9 protein-coding genes are annotated in these 15,215 nt (G+C 60.7%); 1 reads left to right on the forward strand and 8 read right to left on the reverse strand.

Going from position 1 to position 15,215, the window contains the following annotated elements; genetic code table 11:
• Positions 1 to 430: 430 nt before the first annotated feature.
• The 8 genes from HMPREF2884_RS06725 to HMPREF2884_RS06760 form a co-directional block, all read right to left on the reverse strand.
• Positions 431 to 2,680: a WYL domain-containing transcriptional regulator gene (locus HMPREF2884_RS06725; RefSeq protein ID WP_070616356.1), complete on the reverse strand. Its 2,250-nt coding sequence runs from the start codon at positions 2,678 to 2,680 to the stop codon at positions 431 to 433.
• Between the two features lie 153 nt (positions 2,681 to 2,833).
• Positions 2,834 to 3,229, reverse strand: coding sequence for an FKBP-type peptidyl-prolyl cis-trans isomerase (locus tag HMPREF2884_RS06730; RefSeq protein ID WP_005508667.1), 396 nt, complete (start codon positions 3,227 to 3,229; stop codon positions 2,834 to 2,836).
• Between the two features lie 127 nt (positions 3,230 to 3,356).
• Entirely contained in the window at positions 3,357 to 4,415 is a 1,059-nt protein-coding gene (locus tag HMPREF2884_RS06735; protein WP_070616357.1) for an FKBP-type peptidyl-prolyl cis-trans isomerase, read from the reverse strand.
• A gap of 220 nt (positions 4,416 to 4,635) precedes the next feature.
• On the reverse strand, positions 4,636 to 6,108 hold the full coding sequence (pafA, locus tag HMPREF2884_RS06740; protein ID WP_070616358.1) for a Pup--protein ligase: 1,473 nt from the start codon (positions 6,106 to 6,108) through the stop codon (positions 4,636 to 4,638).
• 29 nt (positions 6,109 to 6,137) lie between these two features.
• Positions 6,138 to 6,332 carry a ubiquitin-like protein Pup gene (locus HMPREF2884_RS06745; RefSeq protein ID WP_005506016.1) on the reverse strand — a complete coding sequence of 65 codons (195 nt, stop codon included), beginning with the start codon at positions 6,330 to 6,332 and terminating at the stop codon, positions 6,138 to 6,140.
• 195 nt (positions 6,333 to 6,527) lie between these two features.
• Positions 6,528 to 8,339, reverse strand: a complete 1,812-nt coding sequence (gene dop / locus HMPREF2884_RS06750; protein WP_070616359.1) for a depupylase/deamidase Dop — start codon at positions 8,337 to 8,339, stop codon at positions 6,528 to 6,530.
• A 117-nt stretch (positions 8,340 to 8,456) separates the two neighbouring features.
• Complete coding sequence (gene arc, locus HMPREF2884_RS06755) at positions 8,457 to 10,283, reverse strand: proteasome ATPase (protein WP_070616360.1); 1,827 nt, start codon at positions 10,281 to 10,283, stop codon at positions 8,457 to 8,459.
• A 141-nt stretch (positions 10,284 to 10,424) separates the two neighbouring features.
• The gene (locus HMPREF2884_RS06760; protein ID WP_070616361.1) at positions 10,425 to 11,522 is read right to left on the reverse strand and encodes a tRNA (adenine-N1)-methyltransferase; all 1,098 of its coding nucleotides are present in this window, start codon (positions 11,520 to 11,522) and stop codon (positions 10,425 to 10,427) included.
• A 274-nt stretch (positions 11,523 to 11,796) separates the two neighbouring features.
• On the opposite strand from HMPREF2884_RS06760, the gene HMPREF2884_RS06765 reads away from it, so the two are divergent.
• Positions 11,797 to 15,171, forward strand: coding sequence for a type ISP restriction/modification enzyme (locus HMPREF2884_RS06765; RefSeq protein WP_070616362.1), 3,375 nt, complete (start codon positions 11,797 to 11,799; stop codon positions 15,169 to 15,171).
• The last annotated feature ends 44 nt before the right edge of the window (positions 15,172 to 15,215 follow it).

Raw genomic sequence — 15,215 nt, forward strand, 5'->3', positions numbered from 1 at the left:
TGCCTTTCTGTTAGAGCAGGTCTCCGATGTTTTGAGGTTGGCCGAGTCGATCTCGTCGGGAGACCCGTCGCTTGATCCGCTCAGACCTGCGTGTCTGCTTACCTTGTTCGTAGTTATTGTATGCCTCGGTGATGGGTGTGAATACCCCGAGGGTGGTGTCTCGCGGGAGTTTTCGGCTTGCGTTCGCTTGCGCTGCGTCGAATTGTCCCTCGATTGACTCGACCCAGGTTACGGTTTCGTCAAGGAGTGTGAAACCGCGAGTGAGTGCTTTGTAGGTGAACCATGCCAAATAGAGGAGCGAGCAGATGATGAGCGCGCCCCATAGCAAAATCCAGAACCACCAAGACATGAGCACCATTATACAAGTTTTAGGTTAATGTTTTGGCGCCTTAGATGGGTTTTTAGGGCGTTTTTGCTTGTGGGTGAAGTTCTATTTTTCTGCGGGCACACCTGCGGGCGCACCCCTGCGGCTACTCGCGTTGAGGGTTTGCAACTGGTCAAGCAGCGCCGCGCGCAGGTGCGCAGGGCCGACCAGTTCGAGGGCACCTCGGTGTGCGATGACGGTGTCGAGGATGTTCTTATCGCCAGCGCCGTGGGCGTTGTTGTAGTAGTGGATGCGCACGTACTGGGTGCGTGAAGCCTTCTTCACGTGGTGGGTGCTTCGACGCATGTACGTTGCAGTGAGAGTATCGAGCGGCTCACCGCTGGGAATGTGCTCGGTCGGGTGAATCCGCAACTCAGCGAAGGGGTTGGTCTGAGTGCTGTGCTGCTGCGCGTGCCAATGCGGGACGGTGTCACCGGTGACCGGGTGGGTGCGACCCGCGCCCGCCTCCTGAATGTGGTTGATGCGGGTGAGGCGGAAGTTACGCCAGAAGTTGGGTTCCTTCTCCCCCGCCTGGCTGTCGGCAGTCTCGCCGGTGGCTGCGTGAGCAAAAGCCTCGGGCACATACTCGGGCACTTCTTCACCGCGCGCGGCATAGTAGCGTTCCTCAGCGGTACGGCACCACGCATGCAGATACATGTGGTCGCGGTGCAATACCAACGCATACGGGTCCACCAGACGATCTGCGGCACGCTCAGAGGTACCGTACCCAATGGTCACGGCGTTGCCGCTACTCAAGGCGGCAGTCGCCTCCTGCAGCAAAGGCTCCTCCGGGGCGAAGCACAGGTGCTGCGCATAAACGGGCGCGTTCGGGTACGCGGCGGCGAGCGCCGCACGGATACTGCCCAGACGCGCGTCCGCCGGGTGCAGAATATCTGCGGCAGAGAGGGTGAAGACGAGAATGGCGAGCTCAGTGTCGGTAAGGCGCGCGTAGTTCAGTAGCGTGTTCGGGGTGGCGCCGCCAAAGTCCGGCAGCAGGTTAATGTAGCTGGGCTTGAGGGCGTCCGGGTCCTTGGGATCAGACTCGAAGGGTACGGTGTCTACCTGCGCGAAAATCTCGGCAATGGTTTTGCCGAGGGCACGGTTCTTCTCGGTGTCCACGCTGTAGAGGGTGTTGAGCTGGTTCAACGGCATGGGCGCCTCATCGTGGGCGCTCGCCCAGCGGTCGGCACGGTGCAGGCCCAGGAGCAGGTCAACAAGGTCGTCGAGGGAGTTGTTACGGTTGCGCTGGTTGATATCCGCCCAGGTTCCGGGGTCTTCGGCCGTGCCGCTGTGCAGGTCGGTGAGGGTACGCAGCAGTTGCTGCTGGGCGGCGTAACTGTCACGCTGGCGGGTAGAGGCATCCTCCGATTCCTCAGGCGGCTCAATCACGCAGCTGTAGCTGGTCGCCGCCACGGCGCTATCAATCGTGCCGTACGAGGGCACGGTGAAGGGCTCCGACAGCGTGGAATCGGCGTTGACCTCGGCAACAATCAGGCTCTCTTCGTAGCCCTTAATGTCTTCAAGCCAGTTCTTGGCGTTAAACGTCGCATTGATGGGGGTCGAATCAATACGCGAAAGCATCGTGAGCTTCTGAATACGGCTGGCACGGAACGTGTACTCCTTACGCTCCGCGCTCTCGGTGTAGTAGCCGACAAAATACCAGGTGCCGTAACGGTAACCGATACCGGCAACACTGACCTTCTCCTGCACGCGGGTTGCACCGGCAGCCGTCTGATAGGTGAACGTGACCGTCTTACGCTCCGCATAGGCTGTGAACAGCTCATTCAGGTGCGGGTTATCGCTAAAGTAAATGCGCTGAAGAGGCTCGCGATAGGTGTACAGGTTCTTCGCACGCTGACGTTTGCCGGTCTTCGGCTCCAGGATCTTCGCGGCGGCGAGCGCCTCATCGGTGAGGTTCTCGCTGGTCAGCGCAATCTTACGCAGGATGCGGTAGGCGTCATCCTGCAGTTCGGTGCCTTCCCAGCCGCGCAGGATGGTGTTGATGAGGCGGAACTCCTCGGCGGTGGGGTTCCAGGTGGGCAGCTGCGCGGCGTTGCTGGTTTCGAGGCGGTAGCGCTCCCCCAGGTCCGTGGTCACGTGGGTGATGCGCGCGCCGGCATCACGCAGAGTCTGCTTGGCTCGTTCAAAGGCGCGTTCCTGGGACTCGCTGAGGGAGCCGTTAGCGCGCGTGCTAATGCCGAGCAGGGTCAGTAGCTCGTTGCGGCTGATGCCCTGGGTTCGGGTTGCGGCATCGGGTGCCTCGGCGGCGGTGGCGAGGCGGTGAAGAGTCATGTAAAGCTGAGCTGCGGTGGACATAATTCCATCATACCGTGTGTGTTCCGCGGCACTTACTCAGCGTACGGGTACGCAAAAGCCCAGTACAAAAAAGCCCGGCGCCCCTCCCACAAACGGGAGAAAGCACCGGGCTACGCGTCTCTTACGCGAAAAACGTGAGAACCTGGCTAGTCCTTAGCGGACGTCCAGCAGGTCCACCACGAAAATCAGGGACTCACCGGGCTTAATGACCGAACCAGCGCCGCGGTCACCATACGCCATGTCGGCGGGAATCTCCAGGCGACGACGGCCGCCGACCTTCATGCCGAGCAGACCCTCATCCCAGCCACGGATAACCTGGCCAACGCCCACCTGGAACGGTAGCGGCTCGCCGCGGTTCCAGGACGCGTCAAACTCTTCACCGGTGGAGAAAGCCACACCAACATAGTGGGTGAGCACGCGGGAGCCGGGAACAACCTCAGCGCCTGCACCCTCGATCAGGTCGGTAATGACCAGCTCGGTGGGGGCGTCGCCCTCGGGGAAATCAATTTCGGGCTTTTCGCGGTCGAGGTTACGCTGACCGAAAGACATGGGTGTCTCCTTTGATTGGTTCGATATACATCGAAATAGTGGGTGCGCTCGCCGCCTAAGCCGTATAGGCGGCGAGCGCGGTATAAAACCGTGAAGTAAAAACTACGGTAAAAATGTGGGCGCCGGGCTACTGTGCGGTAGCCGAAGCGGACGCTGCCGGGGTTGCGGTCGCAGAAGCATCAGCGGATGCCGAGGCGCTCGCCTCCGCAGCAGCCGCGCTAGAAGCCGCCTGAGCACGCTGCAGGGTCTGCGGGTTCTCCTCCGCACCCAGAATATCAACCACAAACACGAGGGGACCCGAAGGCTTGGAACCGCCGGTGTCGTTACCGTATGCCAGGTCCGCCGGGATGACCAGCTCAACACGGGAGCCGACCTTCTTGCCCTTCAGACCCTGAGTCCAGCCCTTGATAACGCCCTGCAGGGAGATGCCCATCGGGGTGGCGGCGTCATAGTTGCCGTCGACGACCTTACCGTCGGAGTACTGCACACCAATGTAACGCACGTACACGGTATCGGTTTCCTTGACCTCGGCGCCCTCGCCCTCAATGAGGGTCTTAGCGGTCAGCTCGGTGACCTCCGGCTTGTTATCGGGCAGCTTGATTTCAGCCTTGCCGGTGGACTCATCCAGAGTGAAGGACGGCAGCGACGGGTCAGCCTCAACAGCCTTACCGGTTGCGTACTTGGGCAGCTTCGTCTTCACGGTGTACACCTCAACGTTAGTTGCGGCACCGGGCGAAGCGGTCGTAGTGGTCACGCCCGCAGTGCTGCGCTGCTGCAGAACGTTGGTGGTGTACGAGAAAGAACCGCCAACCTTAATCTTCTTCAGGGTTTCGTACACCTGCGGTGCAGCCTGCTTCAGCTGATCGTTAATCGGCAGCAGAATCGGCTCGCTGGAGTAAGTGGAACCGTTAAGCTTGCCGTCGGTGCCGTTGAACACGGCAGCCTCAACGAGCACGTAGTCACCATCATTGATGGAGTCGCCGTTGCCTTCCTCAATCACGTACGCGGAGGGGCTAGAAGCGGCGAAGGGAGTCGCGAAGGACGCCTCAGGCTCAGCGGTCGCGTTCTTTAGGGTGTACTGCACCTTAGACAGGTCGCTGCTGGACTGCGCGCCACATGCAGACAGCGCAAGCGCGAGAGCTGCCGCGCTGGCACCGAAAATAGTGAGCTTAGAGCGTTTGGTCATAGTGTTATCCTCTGGGGTTTTCTGTGAGAGTGGGGCGTGTGAGTGCCCGTGTGCCACAGAACAGTTTACAGGTATAGGTTTAGCTGTTTTATGCTACGGCACGTAGCTGTGTTCAGGCTGTGTCGCGGCCGGGGTGTTCCCGAAGGCCCACAACCCCGACCGCCGGCGGGTTTCCCCTCATCAGAGCGTTTCTAGCAATGCTGTTTAGCAGTGCTGTTTATTAGCAGGGCGGCGGGAATGCCGCCTCCTGATGCTGACGCGCCTTAGACGCCAACAGGCTCAGCACCTCCTCCAGCTCATCGCTACCGGTAGCAAACGGGTCCTTACACACCAGCGTGTGCTGCGGGTAGGCGTTGAGCTTCAAATGCACCCAATCCACGGTGAACTGCTCCCCCGCCGCAACCGCCGCATTAATGAAACGCGAACGCTGCAGAGCGCGAGTGTTCGGCGGCTGAGTCTTCGCCGCCTCCGCAGCCCCCTCAGGCAGGATGCGCTTGACCGCACCGCGACGAACCAGCGCATGGAAGACGCTACGCTCCGGGTCGATGTCGTGGTACGCCAAATCCAGCTGACGGATGCGGGCACTCGCATAATCGGCAGGCTGACCAGCCGCGCGGGCGCGGGCAATATACGCATCCAGAAGCTTCTTCTTAATCGCCCAGTCAATCTCAGTGTCAATGCTGCTGTAGTCGCCAGACTCGATAGCGTCCAGGGTGCGCTGCCACAGGTCCAGGGCGTATTCCACGTGGCGGTGGTGCGCACCGTACTGCTGCACGTACTGACGTGCCGCATCCAGGTAGTGACGCTGAACGCTCAACGCCGTGTAGTGCTTACCGTCCGTGGTTTCGAAGGTCGCGGTGCCGGTCAGATCGTGGCTGATAGCGCGCAGAGCCGCCGGAACAGACACAATATCCAGGCTGGTGACCGGGAAGCGGTCCTCCAGCATGCGCAGCACCAGGTCGGTGCTGGCAATCTTCAGCAGGGTCGTCGGCTCCGCCATGTTCGAATCACCATTAATGACGTGCATGCGGCGGAACTTCGAAGCGTCCGCGTGCGGCTCGTCGCGGGTGTTAATGAGCGGGCGAGCGCGCGAAGTTGAGGTGGATGCCGCCTCCCAAATATGGTCGGCACGCTGCGAGAACGAGTACGAGGGCACACCTGTGCTGGACGCCGGGTCGGTCGAACCGGGCACCGGGCCGCCGTTCGGGTGGGTCTTACCGGCGCCGACCAGAATCTGGCGGGTCACCAGGAACGGCACGAGCTGCTTAATCAGGTCGTTGAACTGCAGTTTGCGGCTGATCAGGTAGTTCTCGTGGCTGCCGTAGGAGTTGCCCGCCGAATCCACGTTGTTCTTGAACAGGTACAGTTCACCGTCGAGGGGGCGGCCCTCCGAACCTGCGAGCAGGCGCTTGCGGGCGGTACGCGCCAGGTCAGCGAAAAGCAGCTCACCGGCGCGTTCCTGCGCGAGTAGTTCGTCAATGTTGCCGCATTCGGCGGAGGCGTACTCGGGGTGCGAACCCACGTCAAGGTAGAGCCTACCGCCGTTGGGCAGGAAGACGTTCGTTGAACGCCACTGATCCAGGACGGGCTTGAAAAGGGTGGCGGCGGACTCTTCGATGCTCAGCCGACCGAGCCCGTGCGGGACGTAGCTGAGCCCGAATTCGCTTTCAATGCCGAAAATACGGTGTTCCATGATGCTGACCCGGCGCGCAGGTGCGCCGGTTACTCGCCGCCCTTCTGGACGAAGCCGGTGACGAAGTCTTCAGCGTTCTCAGCGAGCAGGCCGTCAATTTCGTCGAGCAGGTCGTCGACCTCGCTCACGTCAGAGACAACGTGGGAGGCGGCGAGGGTCAGTTCCTGCTCCTGCTCGGCTGCGGTGGTTTCGGTCTGCTGTGCGCTGATGCGTTCGCGGCTCATGGTTCTCTCCTCAAGGGGTTTTCGGTTGTGGACAAATAAGTTTTTAGTGGGGTCGGGTGCGGGGTGTAAGGGTTTTGGTACCCGGATTCTCCTGCACCCTAACTGTGGGTTATGTGGTTTTTACTCTTCCGAATGGGGGTATTCACCCCGGGGAAGAATATGAGTTTATGTGGGTTTAGGGGTGGTGAGGTGCCACTAGCGCAGGCGGTTCAGCAGCTCATCCGAATGGTTCACCTCATCCAGTAGCGGCTCCACCTGGGCGGCACCGTACCGGGTCGGCTCCATCATCGTAAAACGAGTCAGATCCTTCGAATACCTGCCACGGCAGGACACCGTATCCCAGTTGATACCCAGAATCTCCTCCGGCCAACGCGCCATCAACGTGCCACGCAAAAACGCGCGCGTCTCACGCGGCGGCTCAGTCGTCGCACGCTCAATCTGCTCCGCAGAGAACAGCGTGCGCATGCGGCCACGCGACACCAGACGGTGATACAGGCTCTTCGACGGGTCAATATCAGCGTACTGCAAATCCAAAGCCTTCAACTTCGGATTCGCATAATCTACGCCCTGAGCGACATACCCGCGCACCAGCGCATACTTCGCCACCCAATCCAGACGATCCGCCAGCGAGAGCGGGTTGGTTTCCAAGGCGTCCAGAACCTCGCCCCACAGATCAAGGATCTGCGCGGTCGCAGCGTCCACGCCCGCCGGGTTCGACTCTTCGTGCGCACGGGAGGCCTCATAGTAGGCGCGCTGAATCTGCAGGGCACTCGCCGAACCACTCGTGGACACCGGGTTCGGCAGGGTCGCCGAAGACGGCGCCAGCGGCAGCTGAACCGACAGCGACAAATCGTGGCTGACCGCGTGCATCGCCGCCACCGGATCGGACAGGCGCACACCCGGCAGCACCGGAGCCTGCTCGCTATGCGACTCAATCAGGTTCATCACCAGCGCCGCCGTACCAAACTTCAACAGGTTCGAATAGTGCGAGAGGTTCGCGTCCGCCGGAATCACGTGCAGGCGGCGGTACTTCGACTCATCCGCATGCGGCTCATCGCGCGTATTCACAATCGGGCGGCGAATCGTAGTCTCCAGACCAATCGTGCGCTCAAAGAAATCAGCACGCGAGCTAATCTGAAAACCCGGAACCTCACCGTGCGTACCAATACCCACACGGCCCGCACCCGTAAAAATCGCGCGAGTCGCAAAGAACGGCAGGAGCGCATCCGCAACCTGCTCGAACGGAACATCACGGCTAATCAGGTAGTTTTCGTGGGCGCCGTACGACTGGCCCTTCGAATCGGTGTTGTTCTTGTACAGCTTCACCTGCGGCAAATCCTGCGCGTGGTTGCCCAACTCCACCAGCGACTCGTACGCCAGCGCGTCACCGGCAGCGTCATAGAGCACCGCGTCGGCGGGGGTCAGAACCTCCGGCGAGGAATACTCCGGATGCGCATGATCCACATACAGGCGCGCACCATTGGGAAGAATCGCGTTCATGGTCACGCGGTCCCAGTCCAGACGCTCCGGGAAACCACCGCGACCGTGCACACCGGCGAGCGCATCCAGGGCGCTACGCGGCTCGGCGGGTTCACCCGGTGCCTGAACGCCCGCCTCACGCATAATCTCCAGGGCGATGTCTTCGCTGGTCAGCTCGGTACGGGTGTGCGTCATCTGGCTCGAGTGGGCGGTGGATGCGTCCTGAACCTGACCGAACGCATCACGCAGCGGCGACTCGGACTCACCCAGCCACTGACCCTCGGGGGTTGCGGTCGAGTAGTTCTCTGCCTGGCGTGCCTGCTCGGCGGTCAGCTCATCCGCCAGGGCGCGGCGCTGTAGCTGTTCGCGGAAGGCGGCGCCGCGGCGGAAGGCGAGCTTGGCGTAGGTGTTGACCACCAGTGCGGACAGCACGGTTGGGTTGGTGCCCGGCGCGGAGGGGGCGATGACGCCGTACTCGGTTTCGGCACCCATAATGCGGTGCACGCCGTAGCTGGGGGTGGAGTTCATGGGGTTCTCCTGAAAAGTTCTATACCATCTAAAGGCTTTGGACCTGCGGTAATGCTGGGGTTGATGCGGGATAAGCGCGGGGTGTGGGCTGAGCGCACAGTTGAGCGGGCGCGCGGTTTAGCGCGGCGGCTCCACCGACACCAAGCGGCCACGTACACCGGCAACGGTGAGCGCATCCTCAATATCGGGCAGCGGCGGCAAGTCCACCTGATCCTCAAACTCGGCGCGTACCGCCTCCAGCAGGTGGCGGGTGCCAATACCCACGCTCGAGGCGTCCGCACCGGCGGTCAGCGCCTGCAGCTGCTCCTTAATCGCGGCCTTCTTCGCGCGGTCCACAATATTGCGAATCACCGCACCCGAAGCGAAATCGCCGCGGTACAGCGTGTGAGTGGACAGGTTCGCGCTCGCACCAGAACCAACGGCCATGGAAGAATCCACGGTCGCCACAGCGTACGCCGTGGAGGGGGTGCGCGCGTACAGCTGACCTGCCGCCGCCGCAATCATCGCGGTCAGGGCGGCGCGGGTCGAACCGGCGGCGGCCACCTCCGCAGCGTCCAGGGGCAGGTCCTCGGTCAGGTACAGGCCGAAAATCTCTGCCGCACCGGCGGCATCCGGGCGGTTAATGCGGATCTTCAGGTCGAGTCGGCCCGGGCGCATCACCGCGGCATCAATCAGGTCTTCACGGTTGGTCGCACCAATAACGATGACGTTCTGCAGCGACTCCACGCCGTCAATTTCAGCAAGCAGCTGCGGCACGATGGTCGTCTCAATATCGGAGGAACGACCCGAACCGCGCATACGGAACAGCGACTCCATCTCGTCGAAGAACACGACGACCGGGTGGCCCGCCTCCGCCTTCTCACGGGCGGCAACGAAAATATCGCGAATCTGACGTTCGGTCTCACCAACGAACTTATCCAGCAGCTCGGGGCCCTTAATGTTCAAGAAGTAGCCGCGAGTAGCCGAACCCGGGTTCAGCGCAGCCGCACGAGCCGCCAGGGAGTTCGCCACAGCCTTAGCAATCATGGTCTTACCGTTACCGGGAGGACCGTACAGCAGAATGCCCTTGGGCGGCGCCAGGTGGTAGCGCTCAAAAATCTCGGGGTGCAGGTACGGCAGCTCCACCGCGTCGCGAATCTGCTCGATCTGCGCGCCCAGGCCACCAATCTGCTCGTAGGTGACGTCCGGGATCTCTTCCAGAACCAGCTCCTGCGAGCGGGAGGCGGGAACCTGCGAGGTCAGCATGCGGGTGCGCGTGTCAAGGGTGACCGCGTCACCGGTGCGCAGCTGCTCAATGTCGAGGGAACCAGCCACGCGCGCCACCTGCTGAGCACCCGAGGACGTATCAACCAGCACGCGCTGCTCATCCAGCACCTCGCGCACGGTCACCACGTCACCGAAGGGTTCGGTGTCCAGGGCGAGTACCGCCTCCGTCTTGTCGTTGAGCAGCACGGTCATGCCGGGGGTCAGTGTGGACAGGTCAATGAGCGGGGACACGGGAATACGCATCATGCGGCCGCTCACCTGAACATCCAGGTAGGTGTCAATCTCGGCGGGGGTCTTATCGTCCGCGACCTGCTCGTAGGTCATGGTCTGACCCTCATGCACGGCCAGCACAATTGCCGAATTCAGCGGCGGCATAACGTTCTGCGACAGGGACGCGCGCAGACGCTCCACCTGGTAGCGCATGCTGGTGATTGCCTCAACGAGCTTGCGGTTCTTCTCCCCCGCACCACGAATCTGTCGGCTCATATTGTCGCGGGTTGCCTCCGCCGCAGAGAGTCGACGCAGCACGGCGTCATACTCCTGCGCACTGACGGGCTGACTGCCGGGCAGGGAGGTCGACCCGAAAGCAGCCGAGTAGTGCGGTGCCGCGCTGGCTGCACTGTGGGCGGTGCCGTACTGGGGGGTTCCTGCCTGATCTGCAGATTCGTGGGTGGACACGGTAGCTCCTTTAGCTGTTCGTCCTAATCGGCGGCTACTCGGTGCGGGTACTGGGTGGGTATCGGGCAAGGCGAGTAGCCTGGTGAGTGCACTGCGGGGGCTCCAGGCAACGCCCGTGCCCCCGCAGGTCAGTGGTTCAAATTATTCGGTGGATTCAGTCGCCTCAGCCGCTGCGCCGTTATTCTGCTCAGACTCCATGGCGTTTTGCGCAGTACCGTTCTGTTCCAGCGCAATCTCGTTTGCGCGTGCGGCGTGAGCGGCAAGGTTCTTCGCATCGCGGGCTGCGCGGCGAATCTTCTTATCGGTCACCTCACGCTCACCCACGTTCATGGGAATCCACGCGTTCATATCCTCTTCAGAGAAGTCAGTCTTGGACGCGCGACGCTTCGGCGCCAGGCGCACCGCACCGTCAGCCAGGCGACGAGCCACGACCAGGAACGCGGTGTGCGCAACCATGCGGTGGTCGGGGCGGACCGCCAGGCCCTCCACGTGCCAGCCACGCACAATGGTTTCGTCACATTCGGGTTCGGTGAAGCGGCCGTCCAGGCGCATGCCCTCAACCAGGCGGGACATCTGGGTCACGGTCGCAACGTAGCAGATGAGCACGCCGCCGGGTGCGAGCGCCTCCGCCACGGCGTCCAGGCATTCCCAGGGTGCGAGCATGTCGAGTACGACGCGGTCGACGCTGCCGGGCTCTTCAACCTGCGGCAGGGTGTCCTGCAGGTCACCGATGCTCAGCTTCCACGCCGGATGGGGGCCACCGAACATGGTTTCAATGTTGCCGCGGGCGACGTCTGCGAACTCTTCACGACGTTCGAAGGAGTGCACGCAACCGTAGTCGCCGACTGCACGCAGCAGCGCGATGGACAGTGCGCCGGAGCCGACGCCGGCCTCGACGACGCGTGCGCCGGGGAAGATGTCTGCCTTGACGATGATCTGGGCGGCGTCCTTGGGGTAGACGACGGCTGCGCCGCGCGGCATGGAGAGCACGAAGTCCTTGTAGAGGGGGCGCAGCGCCTGGTAGAGGATGCCGTGAGTGTTGGGGATGACGGTGCCTTCGGGTGCGCCGATGAGGTCGTCGTGCTTGAGGAAGCCCTTGTGGGAGTGGTATTCGCCGCCTTCGGCGAGGGTGATGGTGGTGATGCGGCCGCGTTCGTCAGTGATTTGGACGCGCTCGCCGGGGCGGAAGGGGCCGCGGCGGTTGATTGCGCCGGTGGGGGTGTGGGTGCCGCTGCTCACGGGGTGGTTCTCCTCGGGTTTGGGTCAGTCTGTGCTGTTCGCGCTTTGCGGCGAACTCTGGACGGAAAAAGTCCTTTTCTATTTTAGCGGAGTCTGCAAATCGGCTGTGGCGCATTACCCCGCGGGCGTGATAATGCGGGGCACGAATGAAGCGATGACCACTGAGCAATGAGAGCTACTCATTTTTAGTTAGACTTGAGGAGAGTTCGCCAGAATCCTTGGCGGGCAGAAACACCTTAGTGCCCACGAATTATGGGGCAAAGGAAAGAGTATTGTGACTGATTTCAACTCACTGATTGCCGAGTTCGGCAGGCAGGTGCGGGAGAATCTGCGCGTTGGGGATGGTGAACCGGAGGCTCAGCTGACGAACCCGGTTGCTACCCTGTTGCAGGACTTTGGCGCTTTGCATTCGATGAAGGTTGTGACCGTCCGTGAAACCTCGCTGAAAACAGCGGGGGGGGGTCTAATTTCTGAGGGTCTGGTGCGCCCTGATTACGCCATCATGGTCGATGGTGTTTTAACCGGTTACGTGGAGCTCAAGGCTCCGGGTAAGAACATTGACCCCGCTTCTTTCACTAAAAAGAGCCACGAGTATAGGCAGTGGCAGCGCCTGCGGAACCTTCCGAACCTTTTGTACACCAACGGCACCGAGTGGCGCCTGTATCGTTATGGCGAACCGGTGCTGACGAGCACCGGGTACGACGCAGTGCATATGCATGGTTCTTTTAGCGGCCATGGCACGCTGAGTGCACCGGATGCTCTCGCGACGTTTTTCCTGAACTTTTTGCGGTGGGTTCCTGCGCCGATTAAGAGCGCTGACCAGTTGGTGGAAACTCTCGCTCCCCTTGCGGCTTTGCTCCGTGAAGAGATGCTTTTGGGTCTTGCCGTACAGGAAAAGACATATAAAGCGGATCAGGCAAAGGCTAAGAAGAAGGGCGAAGAGGATTTTGTGATTCCTCCCCCGCTGGTGGGTCTGCGTAAGGATTGGCGCGATACTCTCGCCCCGAGTACCAGCAATGAGGAGTTTGCCGATAGTTTTGCGCAGACGGTGGTTTTCTCACTGGTGGTTGCTCTCTCAGAGGGGCACGACCTGAGCCTTGAGACATTCTCGACCATGGCGGGTCGTTTGCGTTCCCAACACGGTCTGCTGGGTAATGCGCTGGGTCTGCTGACCGAGCACCTGGATGAGAAGAGCTCCCTATATAACGCTCTAGCCGTGATTGTGCGCGTCATAGGTGCCGCCTCCTGGGTTGATATTTCCGGCGGCAAGTCGGATGTGTATCTGCACCTCTACGAGCACTTCCTGAAGGTCTATAACCCGGAGCAGCGTAAGAAGACCGGTAGCTACTACACCCCCGTTGAGGTGGTGGACCAGATGGTACGCCTGGTGGATGACGCCCTGCGTACCTACCTGGGTAAGGAGCACGGTCTGGCGAGTGAGGGTGTGTCCGTGATTGATCCGGCGATGGGTACCGGCACCTATCCCCTGTCGGTCATGCATCAGGTGGCGAAGGCGGAGAGCCTGGCTCCCGCTGCGCGTACTCGTGCTCTGAATCGTCTGGCGAAGAACCTGTACGGCTTTGAGCTACAGTCCGGCCCTTTCTCTGTGGCAGAGCTTCGCCTGAACCAGACTCTTAGGGAGATGGGTGCTGAGGTTCCTGAGGACGGTCTGAACCTCTATGTGGCGGATACTCTGGGTGACCCCTACGCTAAGCAGAAGCCGGTGAACGGTAATACTCTGCGTCTGCTTTCTCAGTTGTCGAATAAGGCAACTAGGGTGAAACGTGAGGTGCCTATTCAGGTGTGCATTGGTAACCCGCCGTATAAGGATAAGGCGGAGGGTATGGGCGGCTGGGTGGAGTCGGGCTTCCGCTCTGCCGATGTCGCCTCCCCTATTCTGGATGACTTCCGTGCGCAGGGTATGGGCAAGTACGAGTATGTGTTGAAGAACCTGTACGTCTATTTCTGGCGCTGGGCGTTCTGGAAGGTTTTTGAGGATTCTTTCCGTGCTCTGGAAGGTCAGCCCGATAGTGCTCAGCGTGCGGGTGTGGTCTGTTTTATTACTGCATCTGGCTATCTGAATGGGCCCGGTTTCGCGGGAATGCGCGAGTATATTCGTCGTTCGTCTAGCCGCGGATGGATTATCAATGTGACTCCTGAGGGCAAGCGCCCGCCGGCGAAGAACGCTGTCTTTGCTATTGAGACTCCGGTGTCTATTGCCCTGTTCTTGCGTGAAGAAAATACCGATGAGGAAACCCCCGCGGATATTCGCTACGTTGCCCTGCACGGTACCTTTGCGGAGAAAATGCAGGCTCTTGCAGCCCTCGAACTGGATAGCGCAGAGTTTGAACCGGTGCGTTCCGGCTGGGGTGATAAGTTCGCTCCCGAAGCGGGTGGTGATTGGGATAGCTACCCTGAATTGCCTGATTTCTATGCCAGCTGCTTCCCCGGTGTGAAGCCCAATAAGACCTGGGTTTATGCTCCTTCAGAGAGCGTACTACAGGAACGCTGGGCTGAACTCATTGAAGGTAATAATCTGGAAGTACGTGCTGAGCGGTTTAAGGAAACGCGTGATACCAAAATTACGGAGGGCAAGAATCCGCTTCCTGGGAGCGATACGTTCCAGGGAAGTCTCGAAAGCCTGAACGACCAGATTGCACGTGAGCTCATTCCTGATACGCCGAATATTGTGCAGGTGGGGTATCGTTCCTTTGACCGGCAGTATATTTTGGCTGATGCACGTCTTGCCGATATGCCCCGCCCCAAACTATGGGAGCATCGCATTCCCGAGCAGATTTTTATTGTGGAGCAGCACGCGCACTACCCCAAAGCGGGCCCGGGTTTACATTTCAGTGCCCTCATTCCTGATATGGATGCATTTAAGGGCAGCGAAGGAGGCCGTGCCCACCCAGTACTGAACATCAACGGCACCCCGAACCTCACCGAACCTGCCGCGCAGATGCTACGTGAACGCTTCGGCAATAATGCTCCGGATGACCTCGTCTACTACCTGGCGGCGCTCACCGGACACCCCGGCTACGTGCGCACCTTTGACGAGCCCCTCCAACAGGCGGGTATCCGTGTGCCCCTCACCGCCGACCCTGCACTCTGGGAACGCGCTGTTCAGCTCGGCAAGCAGGTTGTGTGGCTGCACACCTACGGTGAGCGCGGTGAGCCGCTACCGGGTATGAAGTACCTGCACCAGCTTCCCGAAGGTGCAGACTACGTCCTGCCGACCCCGACGGTAGACATGGGTAGGACGATGCCGGAGAAGAAGCCCAGCTTCTCCCCCGACCCGGTCGATAGCCTCTCTGAGGAAGAGAACAACCCCGTCATGGGCACCGTCTCCTTCGGTCGGGCACGCTGCGAGAACGTGGAGAAACGCGTCTTCGACTACACCGTCGGTGGCAATCAGGTATTGGGTCTGTGGGCTAAATACCGCCTCAAGAAGCCAGTAGTGCGCCGTAGTTCCTCACTCAACGATATTGTTCAGCGAGAATGGCCAGAAGCCTGGAGCGAAGAGTACGAGCGCCTGTTCTACACCCTTACGCACCTGGTGCACCTGGAACCCGCTCAGGAGAAGCTCCTGGATGAGGTTCTCGTCGGTGAACAGATTTTCCGTGAGGAGTTTGTAGACACCGAAAACTAGCCACTGAAGAGCATCATCAGTTATTGGGTTCTACAACCGGTTAA

This window comes from Rothia sp. HMSC073B08 (assembly GCF_001812975.1).
In the GTDB taxonomy this organism is placed as follows: Bacteria; Actinomycetota; Actinomycetes; order Actinomycetales; family Micrococcaceae; genus Rothia; species Rothia mucilaginosa.

What these genes read in the sequence shown, in the direction of transcription:
- HMPREF2884_RS06725 (WP_070616356.1), bottom strand. Translation starts at nt 2,680, where the DNA reads ATGTCCACCGCAGCTCAGCTTTACATGACTCTTCACCGCCTCGCCACC.
- HMPREF2884_RS06730 (WP_005508667.1), bottom strand. Translation starts at nt 3,229, where the DNA reads ATGTCTTTCGGTCAGCGTAACCTCGACCGCGAAAAGCCCGAAATTGAT.
- HMPREF2884_RS06735 (WP_070616357.1), bottom strand. Translation starts at nt 4,415, where the DNA reads ATGACCAAACGCTCTAAGCTCACTATTTTCGGTGCCAGCGCGGCAGCT.
- pafA (WP_070616358.1), bottom strand. Translation starts at nt 6,108, where the DNA reads ATGGAACACCGTATTTTCGGCATTGAAAGCGAATTCGGGCTCAGCTAC.
- HMPREF2884_RS06745 (WP_005506016.1), bottom strand. Translation starts at nt 6,332, where the DNA reads ATGAGCCGCGAACGCATCAGCGCACAGCAGACCGAAACCACCGCAGCC.
- dop (WP_070616359.1), bottom strand. Translation starts at nt 8,339, where the DNA reads ATGAACTCCACCCCCAGCTACGGCGTGCACCGCATTATGGGTGCCGAA.